The 14672-nt window shown below is 69.5% G+C and carries 10 protein-coding genes and 1 pseudogene; 9 read left to right on the forward strand and 2 right to left on the reverse strand.

The features are described from left to right. Positions 1 to 4: 4 nt before the first annotated feature. From ACFVV5_RS03745 to leuA, 9 genes are all read left to right on the forward strand, one after another. Positions 5 to 1303 carry a hemolysin family protein gene (locus ACFVV5_RS03745; protein ID WP_387239182.1) on the forward strand — a complete coding sequence of 433 codons (1299 nt, stop codon included), beginning with the start codon at positions 5 to 7 and terminating at the stop codon, positions 1301 to 1303. Next, complete coding sequence (gene era / locus ACFVV5_RS03750) at positions 1300 to 2199, forward strand: GTPase Era (protein WP_387239185.1); 900 nt, start codon at positions 1300 to 1302, stop codon at positions 2197 to 2199. The genes ACFVV5_RS03745 and era overlap by 4 nt, the downstream gene beginning before the upstream one ends. Positions 2200 to 2284: 85 nt before the next feature. Next, a complete protein-coding gene (locus ACFVV5_RS03755) occupies positions 2285 to 4177 on the forward strand; it encodes a sensor histidine kinase (protein ID WP_387239188.1) in 1893 nt (630 codons plus the stop codon). After that, positions 4174 to 4863: a response regulator gene (locus ACFVV5_RS03760; RefSeq protein ID WP_387239191.1), complete on the forward strand. Its 690-nt coding sequence runs from the start codon at positions 4174 to 4176 to the stop codon at positions 4861 to 4863. The genes ACFVV5_RS03755 and ACFVV5_RS03760 overlap by 4 nt, the downstream gene beginning before the upstream one ends. Positions 4864 to 4977: 114 nt before the next feature. Then, positions 4978 to 5748, forward strand: coding sequence for an ABC transporter ATP-binding protein (locus ACFVV5_RS03765; RefSeq protein ID WP_387240093.1), 771 nt, complete (start codon positions 4978 to 4980; stop codon positions 5746 to 5748). Beyond that, positions 5745 to 7184, forward strand: a complete 1440-nt coding sequence (locus tag ACFVV5_RS03770) for an FtsX-like permease family protein (RefSeq protein ID WP_387239194.1) — start codon at positions 5745 to 5747, stop codon at positions 7182 to 7184. Before ACFVV5_RS03765 ends, ACFVV5_RS03770 begins: the two co-directional genes overlap by 4 nt. 76 nt (positions 7185 to 7260) lie before the next feature. After that, complete coding sequence (locus ACFVV5_RS03775) at positions 7261 to 8610, forward strand: alpha/beta hydrolase (RefSeq protein WP_387239197.1); 1350 nt, start codon at positions 7261 to 7263, stop codon at positions 8608 to 8610. Continuing rightward, the gene (locus ACFVV5_RS03780; protein WP_387239200.1) at positions 8607 to 11144 is read left to right on the forward strand and encodes a phosphatidylglycerol lysyltransferase domain-containing protein; all 2538 of its coding nucleotides are present in this window, start codon (positions 8607 to 8609) and stop codon (positions 11142 to 11144) included. Before ACFVV5_RS03775 ends, ACFVV5_RS03780 begins: the two co-directional genes overlap by 4 nt. A gap of 157 nt (positions 11145 to 11301) precedes the next feature. Continuing rightward, positions 11302 to 13077, forward strand: a complete 1776-nt coding sequence (gene leuA / locus ACFVV5_RS03785; RefSeq protein ID WP_387239203.1) for a 2-isopropylmalate synthase — start codon at positions 11302 to 11304, stop codon at positions 13075 to 13077. Positions 13078 to 13147: 70 nt separating this feature from the next. Here the strand turns inward: leuA and ACFVV5_RS03790 are convergent, their stop codons facing one another. Both ACFVV5_RS03790 and ACFVV5_RS03795 read right to left on the reverse strand, forming a co-directional pair. Continuing rightward, on the reverse strand, positions 13148 to 13561 hold the full coding sequence (locus ACFVV5_RS03790; RefSeq protein ID WP_387239206.1) for an SgcJ/EcaC family oxidoreductase: 414 nt from the start codon (positions 13559 to 13561) through the stop codon (positions 13148 to 13150). 129 nt (positions 13562 to 13690) lie between these two features. Further along, positions 13691 to 14668, reverse strand: a pseudogene (locus tag ACFVV5_RS03795) (sigma-70 family RNA polymerase sigma factor); the annotation flags it as partial. Between the last annotated feature and the right edge of the window lie 4 nt (positions 14669 to 14672).

Raw genomic sequence — 14672 nt, forward strand, 5'->3', positions numbered from 1 at the left:
GCCGATGCTCGTCACGCTCTTCTTCGTCGTCGCATTCCTCCTCGTGGCGTTCGCAGGCCTGATGGCCGCCGTCGACGCGGCGATCTCGGTGCAGTCCCGTGCCGACATCGCGGAACTCGCCGAGACGTCGAGGGCCAAGAAATCGCTGCTCGCGATCGCCGCCGACCCCGGCGCGCACATCAACGCCATCAACTTCATCCGCATCACCGCGGAGACGACGGCCGCCGTGCTCGTGACGCTCGCCTTCGAGATGCTCTTCGAGCAGTGGTGGATCTCGCTGATCCTGTCGGCGCTGATCATGACCGGCGCGTCGTTTGTGCTGGTCGGGGCGAGTCCGCGCAGTGTGGGCCGGGCCAACTCGACTCTGCTGCTGCGGCTGACCGCTCCGCTCATCCGGTTCGTGCGCGTGCTGCTGGGGCCGATCGCCGACGGGCTGGTCGCACTCGGCAACCGGGTGACGCCGTCGCGGGCACGCTCCGCGCCGGTCGCGAGCGAGGAGCAGCTGCTCAGCATCGTCGACGAGGCCACCGAGTTCGACGTGCTCGAGGAAGACGACCGGGAGCTCATCCACTCGATCTTCGAATTCAACGACACGGTCGTGCGCGAAGTGATGATCCCGCGCACCGACATGGTCACGATCGACCGCAGCGCGGGCCTCGGCACCGCGATGGGGCTGTTCCTCAGCAAAGGCGTGTCCCGGATGCCCGTGATCGACGGCGATCCGGATGACGTGGTCGGCATCCTCTACCTGCGCGACGTCGCGAAGCTCAGCTTCGAGAGCCCGCTCGGCGCCGACCAGGTGACGATGGGGGAGCTGGCCCGCCCGGCCCTGTTCGTGCCGGAATCGAAGAAGGCCGACCAGCTGCTGCGCCAGATGCAGCTCGAGTCCAACCATCTCGCCATGGTCGTCGACGAATACGGCGGCATCGCGGGCCTCGTCACGCTCGAAGACCTGATCGAGGAGCTCGTCGGCGACATCTCCGACGAGTACGATCACGAGGTCGAGCTCGTGCAGCAGGTCGCCGAAGGCCGCTACCGGGTGAGCACCCGGCTGCCGATCGACGAACTGGGCGAGCTGTTCGGCCTCGAACTCGAAGACGACGACGTCGACAGCGTCGGCGGACTGGTGTCCAAGGCGCTCGGCCGGCTGCCCGAGGTCGGCTCCACCGCATCCGCCCACGGCCTGCGGTTCACCGTCGACCGCACCGAAGGCCGCCGCAAACACGTCAGCACCGTGCTCGTCGAGCGCGACACCGCATTGATCTCGGCGCCGGACGCGTCGATGGAGGAGAACCACTCGTGACCGACACCGATTTCCACGCCGGCTTCGTCTCGTTCGTCGGCCGCCCGAACGTCGGCAAGTCGACGCTCACGAACGCACTGGTCGGCGAGAAGGTGGCCATCACCAGCTCCAAACCGCAGACGACGAGGCGCGCCATCCGGGGCATCGTGCACCAGAAGAACGGCCAGCTGATCCTGGTCGACACCCCGGGGATGCACCGTCCGCGCACCCTCCTGGGGGAACGCCTCAACTCCCTGGTGCAGTCGACGCTGGGCGACGTGGACGTGATCGGCTTCTGCGTACCGGCCGACGAGAAGGTCGGCCCGGGCGACCGGTTCATCAACGAGCAGCTCGACGCCTACCCGCGTGCAAAGAAGGTGGCGATCGTCACCAAGACCGACGCCGCGACCCGTCAGGCCGTCGCCGAGCAGCTGCTCGCGGTCTCGGAGCTGAGGGACTGGGAGGCGATCGTGCCGATCTCCGCCACCAGCAACGTGCAGCTGGACATCCTGCTCAGCGAGCTGATCCGGCTGCTCCCATCGTCGCCGGCGCCGCTGTACCCGGCCGACGCGGTCACGGACGAGGGCCTGGAGGATCGTATCTCCGAGTACATCCGGGAGGCGATGCTCGAAGGCGTCGAAGACGAGCTGCCCCACTCGCTGGCGGTGACCATCGACGACATCATCGAGCGCGACGACAAAGACCTCATCGAGGTGTACGCGAACGTGTTCGTCGAGCGCGACAGCCAGAAGGCGATCGTGATCGGCAAGGGCGGCAGCCGCATCCGCGAGGTGGGCGCGACCGCGCGCAAGCCGATCGAAGCGCTGCTGGGCAAGCACGTCTTCCTGTCGATCCGGGTCAAGGTGGCCAAAGACTGGCAGCGCGACCCCAAACAGCTGGGCCGCCTCGGGTTCTGACCGGTAGACGTCCGCGGCTACATCCAGCGGATGAAATCCGCCGTTGCGGTGCATCCGGAGCCGTGCCGACCCGTACCGTAGAGGAATGCTGCAGCGCACTCGACTCGAGGACCGGCTCGTGCCGTTCCGCTGGGTGCTCGAGCCTGCGCTCGGCCTGGTGCTCTTCGCCGCCTGGATCTTCACCGGCCTTCCGTCGAACATCCAGTCGGCGCTCGCCCTCGTCTTCTACTGCGCCGCGGTCGCGCTGTCCCGGGTGATCCCGCCCGTCTCGCTCGGACTCGTCTGGGCCGCCGTGCTCCTGGAGCTCACCGCGCCGGAACGGCTGAGCACGCCGTTCCGCGTCGTTGCGGCGATCGCTGTGCTGCTGACGGTGTTCGGCGTCGCAGCGCACTCGGGGGTGCTGGTGCGCTGGCTGGACTTCGTGACCGCCGTGCTGCTCGGCCCTGCGGTCGCCTACCTCTTCACGGTTCGCGGGGATCTGAAGTTCCCGCAGTTCGGTCCGGTGATCGGCGGCTATTACACGAGCCAGGGCGTCGGCCTGCTGCTGATGAGCCTGATGCTGGTCGTGCTGTTCATCGCAGGCTGGCTGGTCGGCTACCTCGTCGCGCGTCAGCGGGCGCTCTCCACGCCGCACGGACGCTCGGTGCTGGTGTGGCTCGCGTCGTCCGGTGGCACCCCGGTGACGGAGGCCGAGCCCGATCGGGCCGGACTCGTGCGCCGGCTCACGCGTCCGCAGCTGACCTTCGACATCGCCGGCGCCGCCGCGTTCGCGATCATCTGCCTGGTGCTCGAGACGCTGAACGTGTTCGGGTCGGACACCTCGGGCGCGCGCAGCGGGTTCGTCGTGATGATCGGGTTCGCGGTCGCGGTGGCCGTGCGGCGGATGTCTCCCGCGATCGCGCTCTCGATCGCCTGGCTGGCGGCCGTGCTCCAGATGATCTCGGGCCAGAACATCCAGTTCAGCGACATCGGCGTGCTGATCGTGCTGTACGCTACGGCGGCGTACGGGGATCGGATCGTGCGCTGGTCGGGCCTCATCTCGGCGGGCGTGGGCGCGGTCGTGGCCTCCCTCTACCTGTCGCTCACCGCGGCGCTCAGCCAGAACTACCTCGACCTCCTCTCCGGCGCCATCTCGCGGCTCGCCCTGCAGTTCGTGTTCCTGCTCGTGGTGAGCCTCACGGTTCTCGGCCTCTCGTGGGTGCTCGGCCTGCTGATGCGAACCTGGCGCAACGCGCGCTTCTCACACCGTGCGCAGGTGGCCGCCGAGTTCGACCGAGCACGGGCAGTCGAGGACGTGGTCGTGGAGCAGGAGCGCACCCGCATCGCCCGCGACATGCACGACGTCGTCGCCCACTCGCTGGCCGTCGTCATCGCCCAGGCCGACGGGGCCCGCTACGCCCGCCACGCCGGCGTCGGAGCGAGCGGTCCCGAAACGGCTCCGGATGCGGTCGACGAGGCCCTGACGACCATCGCGTCCACGGCGCGCTCCGCTCTCGGCGACGTGCGCGTGCTGCTCGCCGAGCTCCGCCACGCGCAGCCGGGGGGCCCGCAGCCCTCGCTCGACGACCTGGAGAAGACCGTCGACCAGGTGCGCGCGGCCGGCCTCGACGTGACCGTCGAACGCACCGGAGACCTCGACCTCCTCGGCTCTGCCCAGCAGCTCGCCGCGTACCGTATCGTGCAGGAGGCGCTCACCAACGCCCTCCGGCACGGCAGCACAGCCGACCCGGCATCCGTCGTGCTCGCCGAGTCGGCAGGCGAGAACGGTCTGTCCGGCGTCGTCATCACCGTGAGGAACACCATGAAGCCCATCACCCTCGACACCCCCGCGTCCGGAACGGGTGCGCTGCCCCGCATCGGCCACGGCCTGCCCGGGATGCGCGAGCGCGCCTCGCTCGCCGGCGGTTCGCTCACGGCCGGTCCCGCCGGGGACACCTTCGTCGTCAGCGCCTTCCTCCCGGCCGGGGCCACCGCGTGAGCGGCGTTGTCGCCGGGGACCGCATCCGTGTGCTGCTGGTCGACGACCAGGCGCTGTTCCGCGCGGGCATCCGGATGCTCGTCGGCTCGCAGCCCGACCTCGAGTTCGTCGGGGAGGCGGCCAACGGGCAGGAAGGTGTGCGGCTGGCGGTGGAGACCGCGCCGGATGTCGTGCTCATGGACATCCGGATGCCCGTGATGGACGGTATCGCCGCCACGACGGAGATCGTCGAGGGCGCCGTGCGCGACGGGCGGACCCCGCCGCGGATCGTGGTGCTGACCACCTTCGATCTCGACGAGGCGGCCGCTCGTGCGATCCGGGGAGGCGCCAGCGGGTTCGTGCTGAAGGACGCGGAGCCGGAGTTCCTCCTCGCGGCCATCCGCACCGTGCACGCCGGAAGCGCCGTGATCGCCGCCGGCGCCACCCGCGAGCTGTTCCAGTACTTCTCGGCGAGCGATCCCGTGAAACCACAGCCGCCGGAGTTCGCCACGCTCACCACGCGCGAACGGGAGATCTTCGTGCTCGCCGCGCGCGGACTCAGCAACGCGGAGATCGCGACGACGGAGTTCCTCAGCGAGGCGACCGTGAAGACGCACATCAGCCGGATCCTGAGCAAGCTCGGTCTGCGCGACCGCGTGCAGATGGTGGTCTACGCGTTCGAGCACGGACTCACCGCGGCGGAATAGCGCGGCGGAATCATCCTCCAGGCTGACGGCGGGTAGCCCTCTCGCCCGATTCGCCGGAACCGGCGCGTCCCTAGCGTCGAGAGCATGGAAGACAACGTCACCGGCCGAACGACCATGACCGCCGAGCCGACCGTCCCTCCCGCCGGGACACTGGTCGCTCGCGTCGTCGACGCCACCAAGTCGTACGGCACGGGCGCAGGCAGGGTCAACGCCCTCGACGGCGCCTCCCAGGGGATCCGGGCCGGGCAGTTCACGGCGATCATGGGGCCGAGCGGTTCGGGCAAGTCGACTCTGATGCACGTGATGGCCGGGCTCGACACCGTCACCACGGGCCAGGTGTGGCTCGGCGACACCGAGATCACGCACCTCGGGGATGCGGAGCTCACCGTTCTGCGGCGGCGTCGCGTCGGCTTCGTGTTCCAGTCGTTCAACCTGGTGCCGACGCTCGACGTCGCGGCGAACATCCGGTTGCCGTTCGAGCTCGACGGACGCCGCCCCACCCGGACTCAGGGGGAGTGGATCGACCACCTCGTCGACTCGCTGGGGCTCGGCGACCGCCTCACCCACCGTCCGCACGAGCTGTCCGGCGGCCAGCAGCAGCGCGTCGCGATCGCCCGTGCGCTCGCCACCCGTCCCGACCTGATCTTCGCCGACGAGCCCACCGGCAACCTCGACTCGCGCACCGGCCGCGAGGTGCTCACTCTCCTCGCGGACGCGAGCCGCACCTACGGCCAGAGCATCGCCATGGTCACGCACGACCCGATCGCCGCCAGCTACGCCGACCGCATCGTCTTCCTCGCGGACGGCGTCGTCGTCGACGAGCACGAGCGATCCACTGCCGAGGCGATCTCCGGCTACATGCTCGGGATGGAGGAGAGCGCATGAGCCGGCCGTTCTCGGCGTTCCGGGCGAACGCCCGCGACCACCGCGCGAGCATCCTGGTCGCCGCCCTCAGCGCCGCCTTCGGGGTCGCGCTGCTGTCGGCGACCGGTGTTCTCGGCGCCTACATCTCCCACGACATGGGTTCGCACGCGTCCGTGCTCATCGCTCTCGGCATCGTCGCCGTGATCTTCTTCGTCATCGCCGTCTATGTGGGCGCGATCGTCACCACCAACACGTTCGCCACGATCATCGCAGGGCGCACCCGCACGATCGCCCTGCTGCGGCTGATCGGCTCGAGCGCTCGCGCACAGCGCCGCTCGGTTGCCGGCGAAGGCTTGGCCGTCGGACTGCTCGGTGCCCTCATCGGCGGTGCGATCGCCGCCACGCTCGCGCTGATCGCCGTCCGCCTCTTCGTCGCCCTGCACGTCCTTCCCGATCTGCTCTATCCCGTGATCACCCCGGTGCTGTTCGCGCCTGTCGTCGTCGTGGTACTCACCACCTGGCTCGCCTCCTGGGTCGGGAGCCGCCGGGTGCTCACCGTCACTCCCGTCGAAGCGCTGGGAGCGGCCGAGGAACGCCCGGCGGCGGGGGGCCGGGCGAGTCGCGGGCGAGTGGTCGTGGCCGTCTCGCTGATCGTCGTCGGCGCCGCCCTGCTGCTGTTCGGGCTCTTCCTCGGCCTCGGCCTCTTCGCCACGTCGGGCCTGGCCGACTACGGCCCGTTCGGCGTGCTGGTGGCTCTGCCCGGCGGAGTGCTCTCGTTCACCGGGATCATCCTGGCGGCGCCCCTGTTCATGCCGGCCGTGCTGCGAGGGGTCGGTCTGCTCTTCGGGCGCGGCACCGCGACCAGGCTCGCGGCGGCCAACGCCGTCCGCAACCCGGAGCGCAGCTCGCGCACCACCATCGGTCTCGTCATCGGGGTGACCCTGATCACGATGTTCGTCGTCGCCTCGCAGTCGTATCTGCAGCTGATCCAGGAGGCGCAGCGCAACGAACCGCAGCTGTACGCCGGCGTCACGAGCGTTCTCACGGTCACGATGATCGTGTTCTCGGCGCTGATCGGATTCTCGGCGAGCATCGCCGCCGTCGGCGTGATCAACAGCCTCTCGCTGAGCGTGCTGCAGCGCCGCCGAGAGCTCGGCCTGCTGCGCGCACTGGGCTTCAGCGCTCAGCAGGTGCGCCGGATGATCCTCGCCGAGAGCGCGCAGCTCACCGTGGCCGCGGTGGTCACCGGACTGGTGCTGGGCACCGCGTACGGCTGGATCGGCGCGCAGGCGCTGCTGGGGAGCATCCCGGGTGGTGGGCTTCTCGTCCCGGCGATGCCGTGGCCGTACATCGCGCTCGTGGTGCTCGGCTCCGCTCTGCTGGCCGTCGTGGCGTCGATCGCCCCGACACGCCGGGCGACGTCGCTGACCCCGGTGGCCGCACTGGCGGTGGAGTAGCGGAATCTTCCGCGAAGCCGACGGGTTGCTCGGAGGTTCCTGAACGCACCCGTCACCTCGGCCCGGCAACGGCTGAGTGTTCAATAATTGTGCGTCGGCCCGCCCGACGCCCCCGAGAGGAACCACCCTGAACTGGCTCACGACCCTGCGCATCGATCAGCGCCCGTTCCTCATCGGAGTCGATGTTGTGGTCGCGGCGCTGGCGCTGTACCTCGTCATCCGTCCGACGGCACGGCGAACCCTCGCCGGCCTGATCGCGGTCGTGGGAGGCGCGGCGCTCGGGTGGCTCGTGACCTGGCTCGTCGGTGACGTGTTCGACATCTTCGGAGTGGAACTGACAGCCGCGACCGGGCTGTGGGTGGCGATCGGCGCCGCGGGCGTCGCACTCGCCGCCGTCAACCTCGTCCGCTCGCGCTGGTGGCGGAAGGTCGTCGCGGTGGTGAGCATCCCGGTCGTGCTGATCGCGGTCGGCGCGGGCATCAATGTGGACTTCGGCGCCTACCGAACGCTGAAAGACGCCCTCGGGATCGTGCCGTACACGGCTCTTCAACTGCACGGCGAGCACGGGCAGGTCGCCGCCATCGGCACCGACTACGCCTCCACCTGGACGAAGCCGGCGACGATCCCGGTGAAAGGCCGCATCGGGATGGTGCGCATCCCCGCGACCCGGTCCGGCTTCGACGCGCGCCTCGCCGCGATCTACCTGCCGCCCGCGGCGCTGACCGCTTCCCCGCCGGTGCTGCCGGTCCTGTACGCGTTCGCCGGGCAGCCCGGAACGCCGGCCGACGTGTTCACCGCCGGACGGATCGGCTCCCTGATGGACGCCTACGCCGCGAAGCACGACGGGTTCGCGCCGATCGTCGTCGCCCCCGACCAGCTCGGCGGACCCGGACGCAACCCGATGTGCGTCGACTCGGCCGCGCTCGGCCATTCGGCGACCTACCTGCTGAAAGACGTGCCGGACTGGATCCGGGCGCATTTCCGGGTCAGCAGCGATCCGGCGGCGTGGGGTGTCTTCGGGTACTCGCAAGGCGGCACGTGCGCAGTGCAGTTCGCCTCCGGGCATCCGGAGCTGTTCGGTTCGGCGCTCGCGTCGTCGAGCGAGCTGGGCCCGAGACTGGGAGATCGCGCCTCGACGGTCGCGCGAGGCTTCTCCGGTTCGCTTCGTGCGTATCAGGCGGCCCAGCCGGCCGCGCTGATGAGTGCGCATGAGCCCTACCGGCGGACGCTCATCGTGTTCGGCGTCGGGCAGAACGACCGGAAGTACATGGCCTACGCGCACACGCTCGAGGCGCAGGCCGTGCGGGCCGGGATCTCGACCCGGCTGCTCGTCTCGCCGGGCACGGCCCACGACTGGAACACCGTGCGGTACACGCTCGCGCACGGCTTCCCGCTCATCGCTGCGCACCTGGGGCTGTCCCGATGAGCGGCGGACAGGCCCTGGAGCGCGCGGTCCCGACGCAGCCGGCCGTGATCGCCGCGCGCGCCGGACGACTCGTCGCCGCGCATCCGTTCACGACGTTCATCACGCTGACGATCCTCGTGCTCGCGCTGGCGACCGGCCCGATGAGCGGACCGCATCGCCCGCTGCGGCTCTGGCTCGGCACAGGACCACTGCCCGTCGTCGACGGACACTGGTGGACGCCGGTCACCTCGGTGCTCTTCACCAGCGACCTCGCCCAGCTGATCATCGCCCTCGCGCTCACGATCGTGCTCGTGGGGGGAGCCGAGAGGCTGATGGGAACCCGGCGGACAGCTGTGGCGTTCTTCGCGACATCGGCAGCGGGGATCCTGGCCGGGATCGGCCTTCAGCTGCTCGCGAGCCGCACAGGTGAGATGTGGGCGATGAATGTCCGTCACCTCGTCGGGCTCGACGTGTTCACCGGCATCGCCGGCACCATCATGACGGCCAGCGCGTTCGCAGGGGCCCTGTGGCGACGGCGCATCCGAGTGATCACCGTGCTGGCCGCTGTGGTGTTCGTGCTGTACTCGGGGCTGCCCTCGGACGTCTACCGGCTGATCGCGGTGTTCGCCGGGCTCGGGCTGGGAGTGCTGTTGCGCCACAGCGCCAAGCGCGTCGGCTGGGTGCGCAGCTCTCATCACGAGATCCGGGTCCTCCTCGCGTCCGCCGTCGCGGTCACCGCCGTCGGGCCGGTGATCGGCCTGCTCTCGCAGTCGCGGTACGGGATGCTGGCGCCCATCGGGCTCCTCTTCACGAGTGAGTCGCCCGACCGCGGAACGCTGATCGAACGGTGCCAGGCGTTCGCGGTGACCCGGCAATGCGTGCACGATCTCACGCTCGAGCGGATCAGCGGGGTCGGACCCGTGCTGGTTTCGGTGCTCCCGCTGCTCGTGCTCCTCGTCGCCGCCTACGGACTGCTTCGCGGCAGCCGCTTCGCGCTGTGGCTGGCCGTCGCGGTGAACGGGCTGCTCGCCGTGCTGTCGGCCTTCTACTTCGGCGTGCTTCCCCTGGCCGGCGTCACGGCTCCCGCGAACGCCACCTCGCGCTACTGGGAGGTGACGGTGGTCCTCCTGCTGTCGGCGGTTCTCCCACTGGGGATCGCGATCGTCCTCGTCGTGCTGCGGCGTCACTTCCCGGTGCGCCCGGATGCCCGTTCCGTCCGTCGCTACGTCGTCACCGTCGTCGTCACGGCGATCGCCCTGGCCGGGTTCTACATCGCCGTCGGCTACCTCCAGCGCGACACCGGGTTCACCCGTCCGCTCGATCTCGGCGACCTCCTCAACGACGTGCTGGAGCGGTTCATCCCCGTCACCTTCCTGCGGCGGGAACCGGTGCAGTATCTGCCGACCACGCCGTTCGCCGGCTTCGTGTACGACAACGTGGGGACGGTGTTCTGGCTGGTCGCCGTCGTCGCGGCCGTCCCGGTGCTGCGCGGCGGCCACTCCCGGCGCGGCGACACCGACGCGGCTCGGGTCCGACGGCTCCTGAAGCGGGGCGGCGGGGACGCGTTCGCGTTCATGGCCACCTGGCCGGGCCAGAGCTACTGGTTCGACCCGGTCGACGGCCGTGCGATCGCGTATCGGGTGGTCGGCCGGATCGCGATCACCACCGGCGGGCCGTTCGGCGCTCCACCCCCGCACGATCGCGCGGTCGGCCGCTTCGCCCGGTTCTGCGACGACAACGGGTGGGTGCCGGTGTTCTACAGCGTGGATGCCGGATTCGAGGGGCTCTTCCGCGAGATGGGCTGGTCGACGATGGTGGTGGCGGAGGAGGCTGTCGTCCACCCGCAGGAGTGGTCGACCACCGGCAAGAAGTGGCAGGACGTGCGCTCCTCCATCAACAGGGCCGAGCGTGCGGGCATCCGGGCCGAATGGACGACGTTCGCGGACCTGTCCCTCAGCGCGGCCGTCCAGCTCTCCGACCTCTCGGAGCAGTGGATGGCAGAGAAGGACCTCCCCGAGATGGGCTTCACCCTCGGCGGCCTCGACGAGCTGCACGACCCGGCCGTCCGGCTGATGCTCGCTGTGGACGGGGACAGCCGCATCGAGGGCGTCACCAGCTGGCTGCCGACCTATCGCGACGGTCAGGTGATCGGCTGGACCCTCGACTTCATGCGCCGTCGTCCCGGCAGCATCAACGGCGTGATGGAGTTCCTCATCGCGGAGTCGGCGATCCGGATGCGCGCTGACGGAATCGAGTTCATGAGCCTCTCCGCGGCCCCGCTCGCACACACGGCGGAGGCGTCGGGGGCGTCGGGGGAGCCCGACCGCTCCGGCGTGCACCGCACGCTCGGGTTCCTCAGCTCGTCGCTGGAGCCGTTCTACGGCTTCCGCTCGCTCCTGCGGTTCAAGCGCAAGTTCCAGCCCGAGCAGCGCCCGCTGATCATGGCCTACCCGGACCCGGTCGCCCTCCCCGCGATCGGCGTGGCCCTGGTGCGCGCCTACCTCCCGCAGCTGTCGGTGCGGCAGGCAGCGACCCTCGCGCGTGGGCGCGGCTGACAGGCGCCGGATGCCCGTCCGAGCCCTGCGTGTTAGGCTGGTCACTGTGTTCGGTCTGCTCCTTCTTAGCTGCCGCGACGAGTCCTAGTTCTGGGCCTCCCTCGTCGCGGAGTTCGTCGTCGGCTCTCCACCACACCTCGCGAGGAGATTTCAGACCATGAAGAACACCCAGGCGCCGAGCGCCATGCCGATCCACAAATACCGGCCTTTCCACGAGCAGATCCACGTCGACCTGCCCGACCGCACCTGGCCCGACCAGCGCATCACGGTCGCACCGCGCTGGTGCGCCGTCGACCTGCGTGACGGAAACCAGGCGCTCATCGACCCGATGAGCCCCGAACGCAAGCGCATCATGTTCGACCTGCTGGTCTCCATGGGCTACAAGGAGATCGAGGTCGGCTTCCCGAGCGCGAGCCAGACCGACTTCGACTTCGTCCGCAGCCTCATCGACGAGGACGCGATTCCCGCCGACGTCACCATCCAGGTCCTGACGCAGGCGCGCGAGCACCTGATCAAGCGCACCTACGAGTCGATCGCGGGAGCCAAGCAGGCCATCGTGCATCTGTACAACTCGACGAGCATCCTGCAGCGCGACGTCGTGTTCCGCACCGACAAGCAGGGCATCGTCGACATCGCTCTGCAGGGCGCCCGGCTCTGCCGCGAGGCGGAGGCGATGGTTCCCGGAACGACCGTCTTCTACGAGTACTCGCCCGAGAGCTACACGGGCACCGAACTCGAATTCGCCGTCGACATCTGCAACCAGGTGATCGAGGTGTTCGAGCCGACGCCCGAGCGCAAGGTGATCATCAACCTGCCGGCCACCGTCGAGATGGCCACGCCCAACGTCTACGCCGACTCGATCGAGTGGATGTCGCGGCACCTGAACCACCGCGAGAACATCATCCTGTCGCTGCACCCGCACAACGACCGCGGAACGGCGGTGGCCGCGGCCGAGCTCGGCTACCTGGCCGGCGCCGACCGCATCGAGGGCTGCCTGTTCGGCAACGGCGAGCGCACCGGAAACGTCGACCTCGTCACGCTGGGTATCAACCTGTTCACCCAGGGGATCGACCCGCAGATCGACTTCAGCGACATCGACTCGGTCAAGCGCACGGTCGAGCACTGCAACCAGCTGCCCGTGCACGAGCGGAGCCCCTGGGGAGGCGACCTGGTGTTCACGGCGTTCAGCGGATCCCACCAGGACGCCATCAAGAAAGGCTTCGAGGCGATGGCGGCCGACGCCGAGGCGCAGGGCAAGAGCGTCGACGACCTGCTCTGGGCCGTTCCATACCTGCCGGTCGACCCGAAAGACCTGGGCCGCAGCTACGAGGCGGTCATCCGCGTCAACTCGCAGTCGGGCAAGGGCGGCGTCGCCTACCTGCTGAAGACCGACCACGCGCTCGACCTGCCGCGCAAACTGCAGATCGAGTTCTCCGGCGTCGTGCAGGCCAAGACGGATGCCGAAGGCGGCGAGGTCTCGAGCGACGACATCTGGGCTATCTTCCAGGACGAGTACCTGCCCGCCCCCGCCCACGAGCCCGGCAGCAAGTGGGGCCGGTTCGAGCTGGGCAGCACGACCACGTCGAACGAGACCGGCGGCGACGTGGCGCTCACGGTGACTCTGCGCGACGGCAACACCGTCTCGAAGGCCAGCGGGAACGGCAACGGCCCGATCGCGGCGTTCCTCGACATCCTCAACCACCACGGCGTCGCCGTGCACCTGTACGACTACTCGCAGCACACGCTGTCGGCGAGCGAGTCGGCGATGGCCGCGGCCTACGTCGAGCTCGACGTCGACGGAACGCGGCTGTGGGGCGTCGGCATCGACGCCGACACGACCACGGCATCCTTCAAGGCGGTCGTCTCGGCGGTGAACCGCGCCGTGCGCGGCACCACGGCGGCGACGTCCGAAGGGCAGCTCGTCAGCGCGTAGGGGGCCGTCGGCACCACACAGCGACAGGGAAGCCCCGGGCCCGTGGCCCGGGGCTTCCTCAATGGGACGCTCACCGCGCAGGCGGCGCCAGCACGGGGCTGTTGTGATAGGCGGCGATCAGCCACTGGCCGTCCCGCTTCTCGAAGACCCAGGTCGCGTTCACTTTGCGCGCATCCGGAACCTCGGCCTCGCCCGAGAACAGGATGCCGGACTCGCTGACGACGACTGCGGCGTCCCTGCCGACGAAGCGGAGACTGAGTTGCTTGTCATCGGTCGAGCTGCCCTTGAGCGGACCCGCGAAGCTCGCGGCCATGCTGTCGCGGACCACATCGCGGCCGTCGCGCAGCGAGCCCGTCATGATGGCGGTCGCGTCCGCGGTGTAGTCGGCGACCATGCCGTCGGCGTCACCGGCCTCCCACGCCTTGTAGGACTCGACCAGCACAGCCTGGATGGCGGCCTCATCCTCTGAACGAATGTCTGACATCGGATTCTCCCTTGTGAGCGGTTCGCCCGGGGTGTTCCGGCGAACTCGCCAATACATACCGGCGGAGCGGCCGGAACTCATCGCGCCGGCGACAGATCGCCTCGCACCCGATTCGCCGGGGACGCGCACCTAGGCGTCGAGACCCGCCGCCAGACCGAAGGATGCGAAGACCTCACCATCCTGGAACACCGAATTCCGGCTGATGCCCTCAGCGGTGACGGTGAAGAGCTGGAGCGTGTGCAGCGCGTAGCCGTCCCCGACGCGTCGATAGGCAGCGAAACCGGGCTGCCCGTTGGCCGCGACCGGTTTCAGGCGCCAGTCCGTCCCGGCCTTCTCGAAGACCCACTCCATGAACACGCCGTAGTTGTCCGGGCCCACGAACCAGTTGAGCATCGGCGGCATCTCCATGAGCACGTCTTCCGTGAGCAGCCGCTTCAGACCCTCGACGTCGGCGTTCTCGAACGCCGTCATGTAGCGATCCACCCAGGCACGCTGCTCGGCCGCCGACGGCTCACTGAGACGCTCCTGCCGCACCCCGGCCAGCTTCACGCGGCTGCGCGCCCGCTGCAAGGAGCTGTTCACCGAGACCACGGTGGTGCCGAGGATCTCCGCCGCCTCGGACGCGGAGAACCCGAGCACGTCGCGCAGGATCAGGGCGCCACGCTGACGCGCCGACAGGTGCTGCAAGGCGGCGACGAACGCCAGTCGCAGGCTGCTGCGGTCGCTCACGGTTCTGGCCGGATCGCCCGCCTCCAGCAGCGAGTCGGGCAGGGGCTGGAGCCAGGAGGCGTTCTCTCCCGGCACGAGCGGACCGAGCGGGTCTGACGCCGCCACCAGTCCGGACGGCAGCGGGCGACGGCCGCGGACCTCCACGGCGGTCAGGCAGGCGTTCGACGCGATTCGGTAGAGCCAGGTGCGCAGGGAGCTGCGGGACTCGTCGTACTGCTCGCGCGCGCGCCACGCCCTCAGGTACGTGTCCTGGACCACGTCCTCAGCGTCGTGGGACGAGCCGAGCATCCGGTAGCAGTACGCCAGAAGCTCCGAACGGAACGGTTCGAGCCGGCGATCGAAGCCATCTCCTGTGGTGGTCACCCGTGCGCCCCCTTCTGCT

This window comes from Leifsonia sp. NPDC058248, assembly GCF_042881905.1.
GTDB lineage: Bacteria > Actinomycetota > Actinomycetes > Actinomycetales > Microbacteriaceae > Leifsonia.

Bases quoted from the DNA above. Each gene is read 5' to 3' on its own strand.
- ACFVV5_RS03755 (WP_387239188.1), top strand. From the start codon at position 2,285: ATGCTGCAGCGCACTCGACTCGAGGACCGGCTCGTGCCGTTCCGCTGG.
- ACFVV5_RS03745 (WP_387239182.1), top strand. From the start codon at position 5: ATGCTCGTCACGCTCTTCTTCGTCGTCGCATTCCTCCTCGTGGCGTTC.
- leuA (WP_387239203.1), top strand. From the start codon at position 11,302: ATGAAGAACACCCAGGCGCCGAGCGCCATGCCGATCCACAAATACCGG.
- ACFVV5_RS03765 (WP_387240093.1), top strand. From the start codon at position 4,978: ATGACCGCCGAGCCGACCGTCCCTCCCGCCGGGACACTGGTCGCTCGC.
- ACFVV5_RS03780 (WP_387239200.1), top strand. From the start codon at position 8,607: ATGAGCGGCGGACAGGCCCTGGAGCGCGCGGTCCCGACGCAGCCGGCC.
- ACFVV5_RS03790 (WP_387239206.1), bottom strand. From the start codon at position 13,561: ATGTCAGACATTCGTTCAGAGGATGAGGCCGCCATCCAGGCTGTGCTG.
- ACFVV5_RS03770 (WP_387239194.1), top strand. From the start codon at position 5,745: ATGAGCCGGCCGTTCTCGGCGTTCCGGGCGAACGCCCGCGACCACCGC.